The sequence below is a fragment of the Protofrankia sp. CiP1_Cm_nod3 genome (genome assembly GCF_982290655.1).
This window is the reverse complement of record NZ_CEVIVD010000075.1, coordinates 1-4363: the sequence shown is the minus strand read 5'-3', so window position 1 is coordinate 4363 and position 4363 is coordinate 1. Positions and strand designations below refer to the sequence as shown.

Annotated in this window: 4 protein-coding genes; 2 read left to right on the top strand and 2 right to left on the bottom strand. The window is 72.1% G+C overall.

What is annotated here, in order from left to right; translation table 11 throughout:
* Positions 1-153 precede the first annotated feature (153 nt).
* Positions 154-882: a B3/B4 domain-containing protein gene (locus tag AC5LUJ_RS15060; protein WP_250282373.1), complete on the top strand. Its 729-nt coding sequence runs from the start codon at positions 154-156 to the stop codon at positions 880-882.
* Positions 883-1054: 172 nt separating this feature from the next.
* The gene (locus AC5LUJ_RS15055) at positions 1055-1177 is read left to right on the top strand and encodes a hypothetical protein (protein WP_493465138.1); all 123 of its coding nucleotides are present in this window, start codon (positions 1055-1057) and stop codon (positions 1175-1177) included.
* Positions 1178-1505: 328 nt separating this feature from the next.
* On the opposite strand, the gene treY is transcribed toward AC5LUJ_RS15055, so the two are convergent.
* Together treY and AC5LUJ_RS15045 are read right to left on the bottom strand one after the other, a co-directional pair.
* Positions 1506-4076, bottom strand: a complete 2571-nt coding sequence (treY, locus tag AC5LUJ_RS15050; RefSeq protein ID WP_493465137.1) for a malto-oligosyltrehalose synthase — start codon at positions 4074-4076, stop codon at positions 1506-1508.
* A partial coding sequence (locus AC5LUJ_RS15045; protein ID WP_493465136.1) for a hypothetical protein occupies positions 4066-4363 on the bottom strand: 298 nt, incomplete at its 5' end. The genes treY and AC5LUJ_RS15045, both read right to left, overlap by 11 nt.

Here is a 4363-nt window from a genome sequence, read left to right as displayed (position 1 = left end):
CCGCCGGGTTCTCGAAATCGCGTCCTCGCAGGTTGACGAGGTACGTATGCCCAGCTGTCCGGACCCCCCTTCGGGGGTGACTGAACATGCTATTCTGCTGAGGCGGCCGAGGATTCCGGCCATTGGTGATATCGCGTGAAAAGGAGCTCCGGCATGGGTGCTGCGGAGGCCGGTCTGGTCAGTCCCCATATCGGAGAAAGATGCGAGGAAATTACATTCAAGGCGGCTGAGGAAGTTCTGGGCCTGGGGCTGACGGGCGTCTACTTCGTCATGGGGAACCTGCGCAACAGGAAGGATGACGAGCAGTTCGACTCGCTGCTGGCCGGCACTCTCGCCGGTCTTCCGAGCTTTCCGTCCAACGAGGATTTCAAGAGTGATCCGGTCCTTGCCGGATTCCGTGACCTGCACACCGCGGTCGGGCGGTCGAACCGGGAGAACGTCGCGTCGCCGGAGAACCTGCTGCGCCTGATCCGCAGGACCGGGACGCTGCCCAGGATCAATCTTCTCGTCGACATCTACAACCTGGTCTCGCTGCGGACCCGCCTGGCGCTCGGCGCGCACGACCTGGCAGCCGTGGACGGGGACATCCGTCTCACGTCCACAACCGGTGCGGAACGGTTCGTGCCGCTGGGCGCGACGGAGCCCAAGCCGGTCCCCGCCGGCGAGTACGGCTACATCGACGGCGCCGGCGAGATCATCTGTCGGATGGAGACGCGGCAGGTCGAGAAGACCAAGGTGGTGCTCGACACCACCGAGTGTTTCTACATCGTCCAGGGGAACCGGGCCACCGACGCCAGCTACGTCTGGGACGCGGCCAACGAGCTGATCGCGCTCACGAAGGAGTTCTGCGGCGGCGACGAGAGAATTCTTTTCGGGCCCTGACCGGATGGGCGCGGCGGGCCCCGCTGCTGTGCCGGGCCCGTGCCTCATGTCGCCGAGACCCGGCGGACGAACCGGCCGGTCTCCCCGCCGGCCTGCTGGCCCCCGGGCAGGATGCCGGCGAGCCTCCGATCTCACCGACATGATCGTCATGGTCAACAGGGGTACCCATCGCGTGGCTGAGACAAGACCGTTAAGCGTGTCGTCGTGGAAGACCGGCCTCGACGATGCCGCGCTCACCGCCGACGTCATCCTCGAGTGCGCGGCACGCGTGTCCGCGGCCGGCCGCGAGGCATGAGACCACGATGCACAGTGCCCCGCCGGGGCGGCCTCAGCCGACGTCGAGCAGGTCGACGACGAAAATCAGAGTCTCGTTTGAACCCCACCGCCGGCGAGGGCCTCGGCCAGCGCACCTCGGCAGCCCAGCGCACCTCGGCAGCCCAGCGCCCCTTGGCAGCCGCCGTTCTCGCGGAAAGCCCAGGGATGCTGGAAGCCGCGATGTCCCGGTAGCCGTGGTGCCACCGTACCGTCGCCGGCTGGCCACGGTACGCATCAACCGCATGTCCTGGCCCGGACAGCTCCCACCCACCTGGAAGACGAGAATGGCGGCGGGCCCGTCCTGGGTTTCACTGGGTGCGGACGAGGAGGCTGACGGGGAAGTCGCGCAGGAGGCGCAGGACGTAGGCGACGCCGCCGTCGTGGCGGCGGCCGGTGAACAGGTCCGTCCAGCGGCCCTCGGGCAGCGAGAGGGTGGTGTCGCGCCAGCCGCCGCCGCGGCGCAGCCCCAGCACCAGGCGTGGCGCCACGGCTACCACCGAGCCCGAGCGGCTGAAGGCGACCACGTGGTCGGCCGCCGAGCCGGACGCCCACAGCGGACGGTAGGTGGCCTGGGCGCCGAACCACTGCGGGTGTTCCCGGCGCAGCCGTAACGCGCGGGCGACGACGAGCAGTTTCGCCGCCCCGGTGTCGTCGAGCGGCGGGGGCTTGCGGCCACCGGATTCGGGGCCGAGCTCGGTCAGCAGCTTCGCCCGCTCACCGAAGGCGACCGGGCGCCGGTTGTCCGGGTCGACCAGGGAGGCGTCCCACAGCTCCTGGCCCTGGTAGACGTCGGGCACGCCGGGGGAGATGAGCTGGAGCAGCTTCTGGGCCAGGGAGTTCTGGCGCCCGAGCTCCACCAGGGACGCGACGTAGGTCTCCAGCGTCGCGAGGTAGTCCCGGTCGTCGAGGACGGCGTCGATGTAGTTCGTCAGCGCCGACTCGTACCCGGGGTGCGGGGCGGTCCAGGACGTATGGGTCTTTGCCTCGCGGACAGCCTTGAGCATGTACTGCCGGACCCGGTCGGCCGGCAGCGGCCAGGCCCCGACGAGGGTCTGGGCGAGCAGGTAGTTCGTCGGACGGTCCGGCCAGCCGTGTTCGATGTCGGTGTGCCGTTCGCCGAGGGCGAGCAGGCGGCGGGCGATCCCGCCCCAGCCGTCGGGGTCCTCGGTCAGCACGGCGAGCCGGGCGCGGACGTCCTCGGAGCGTTTGGTGTCGTGCGTGGACAGGGTGGTCATCGTCAGCGGCCAGGCCCGCTGGGTGGCGCTGTTGGCCTCGTGGAACTCGTGCACCGCGCTGTGCGGATGCCCGGCGGGGAAGCCGGGGAAGTCGCCGGGGGAGCCGCCGACCTCGTTCAGCGCGATCATCCTGCTGTACCGGTAGAAGGCGGTGTCCTCGACGCCCTTGGCCATGACCGGCCCGGCGGTCTGCTGGAAGCGGACGACGAACTCCGGCGGGCCGGACAGGGCCAGCTCCTCGACGAGGCCGATCTCGCCCGCGCGCAGGGGCAGCGACTCCCGGGCGCGCGCGCAGGCCCGCACGACATGCCCGCGCGCCTCCAGGGTCGCCGCCGAGCCCGGCCGGACGTAGGCGCGGTAGACCGGGAAGGCGGCCAGTACCTCGGCCAGCGCCTCGTGCAGGCCGACGCGGGTGAGGTCCGCGCGCCGCCGCCGGGCCTCGGCCAGGGCGAGGGTGGCCAGCCTGTCCAGTTCGGGGCGCAGGGCGCCGGCGAGCACGTCGAGCTTGGCCCGGCGGCTGATCGTGGCGAAGTCGGCCCGCACATCGGTGATCTCGGCGTAGAGGGTGCTGAACGCCCTGGCCGAGACCGGGTCGATGAACAGCCGGGTGAGCCGGTTCAGCGCGTCGTAGCCGGTGGTGCCGGCGCACACCCAGGTGTCGGGCAGCGCCTCGCCGGGCTCCAGGATCTTCTCGACGACCGTCCACGCGCCCCCGGTGGCCTCGGACAGCCGGCGCAGGTACTCCTCGGGGTCGGCGAGGCCGTCGGGATGGTCGATCCGCAGGCCGTCGATCGCGCCGGCCCGGACCTGGTCGAGGATCAGGCGGTGGGTGGCGGCGAAGACGTCCGGATCCTCCTGGCGCAGGCCGGCGAGGGTGGTGATGTCGAAGAAGCGCCGGTAGTTCAGCTCGGTGCCGGCGACCCGCCAGAAGCACAGCCGGTAGTGCTGGCGTTCGAGGGTGGCGGCCACGTCGTCGGGGTCGGCGGTCCCCTCGGCGACGGGCAGCACGTGGTCGTGGTAGACGATCACCCAGGCGCCGTCCTCGTCGGTCGCCAGCCGGATCTCGCCGCGGGCGAGGCAGGTGCCCAGCGCGTCCCCGAGAACCGGGACCACGATCTTCCCGGGGTTCTCCGGGGAGTCCCAGTCGATGTCGAACCAGGACGCGTACGGCGACTCGGCGCCCTCGCGCAGCACCGACCACCAGGCCGTGTTGGCCGGCTCGGGCGCGGCCACCGCCATGTGGTTGGGCACCAGGTCCACCACCAGGCCGAGCCCGGCCCTGCGGCACGCGGTCACCAGCCGCCGGAACCCGGCCTGCCCACCGAGCTCGGGGCTGATCTGGCCGTGGTCGACCACGTCGTAGCCGTGGGCCGAGCCGTCGACCGCCTCCAGGACGGGCGAGCAGTACAGGTGGGTGACGCCGAGCGTGGCCAGGTAGGGCACTATGACGGCCGCGTCGGTGAAGGAGAACTCCATGCTCAGCTGCAGCCGGTAGGTCGCGGTGGGGACGGCCCGGACGGCCTCGCCACCGGCACCGGGCCCACCGGCACCGGGCCCACCGGCACCGGGCCCACCGGCACCGCCGGGCCCAGCCGGGCCACCGGCGGGGGCAGCGCCGGAGCCGCCCCGCGGATCAGTCGGCACAGCGCAGCACGAGCGTCGAACGGGCTTCGGCTTCGATCGGGTTGTTGGCCTTCACGACCTGGCCGGTCAGGGGCGGCCTGGGCCGCGCGTGCCCGCCGCCCCCGCCCGCATCGCCGGCTCCGGCCGCCGCGCCCACCACGGATGCGTCGCGGGCCGCGGATGCGTCGCGGGCCGCGGATGCGTCCCGGGCCGCGGAGGCATCGCGGGCCCCGGAGGCATCGCGGGCCCCGGAGACATGGCCGGTTCCAGGCGGCGTGGTGTCGGCGGCCACGGGCTCGGCCGGGGCG

Coding starts and splice junctions, on each gene's coding strand:
- AC5LUJ_RS15060 (WP_250282373.1), top strand. CDS start 154: ATGGGTGCTGCGGAGGCCGGTCTGGTCAGTCCCCATATCGGAGAAAGA.